The following is a 1,041-nucleotide window of genomic DNA, read 5'->3' as shown; positions in this document are numbered from 1 at the left end:
TCCCCACGGCGCGTGACTGGGCGGAGCTGCGTGACGCGATCCTGCGCGACGGCATCTACAACCAGTACCTGCAGGCCGTGCCCCCGACCGGATCGATCAGCTACATCAACCACGCCACCAGCTCGATCCATCCGATCGCCTCGAAGATCGAGATCCGCAAGGAGGGCAAAATCGGGCGCGTCTACTACCCGGCCGCATACATGACCAACGAGAACCTCGAATACTTCCGCGACGCCTACGAGATCGGCTGGCGCGCCATCGTGGACACCTACGCCGAAGCCACGCAGCATGTGGACCAGGGACTCAGCCTGACGCTGTTCTTCCCGGACACGGCCACCACGCGCGACCTCAACCAGGCGCAGATCTACGCCTGGCGCAAGGGCATCAAAACCCTGTACTACATCCGCATCCGCCAGCAGGCGCTCGAAGGCACCGAGGTCGCCGGCTGCGTCAGCTGCATGCTGTAATGCCGCGCCCCATCACACACCGTACACACCCCACCACCCACTACACAGTAGAAACAGGAACCTACCATGGCACCCATCTCCATCCCCCGCCAGCCGCTCAAGCTCATCGACCGCGTCACCGCCATCAACTGGAACCGTCTGGAAGACGAGAAGGACCTTGAGGTCTGGGACCGGCTCACTGGCAACTTCTGGTTGCCGGAGAAGGTCCCAGTATCCAACGACATCCCGGTCTGGCAGCAGATGAGCGAGACGGAGCACACGCTGACGATGCGCGTGTTCACCGGTCTGACGCTGCTGGACACCATCCAAGGCACGGTCGGCGCCGTGTCGCTGATCCCGGACGCGCTGACGCCGCACGAGGAGGCCGTGTACACGAATATCGCGTTCATGGAGTCGGTGCACGCCAAGTCGTATTCGTCGATCTTCTCGACGCTGTGCTCGACCGCCGAAATCGACGAGGCGTTCGCATGGAGCGAGAGCAACGAGCATCTGCAGCGCAAGGCGCAGATCGTGCTCGACTACTACGAGGGCGACAACCCGCTCAAGCGCAAGGTGGCCTCCACGTTGCTCGAAT

The 1,041-nt window shown here is 62.7% G+C and carries 2 protein-coding genes; both read left to right on the top strand.

The window, feature by feature from the left end:
• The coding region (locus H9626_RS15655; RefSeq protein WP_497801156.1) for a ribonucleotide reductase barrel domain-containing protein at positions 1–467 on the top strand (467 nt) is incomplete at its 5' end.
• 66 nt (positions 468–533) lie between these two features.
• Positions 534–1,041 (top strand): ribonucleotide-diphosphate reductase subunit beta (locus H9626_RS15650; protein ID WP_191710809.1); only part of this gene is annotated, 508 nt, incomplete at its 3' end.

It is taken from the genome of Phocaeicola faecium (assembly GCF_014837055.1).
Lineage (GTDB): Bacteria > Bacteroidota > Bacteroidia > Bacteroidales > Bacteroidaceae > Phocaeicola > Phocaeicola gallinarum.
This window is presented reverse-complemented; position numbering and strand designations above follow the sequence as displayed.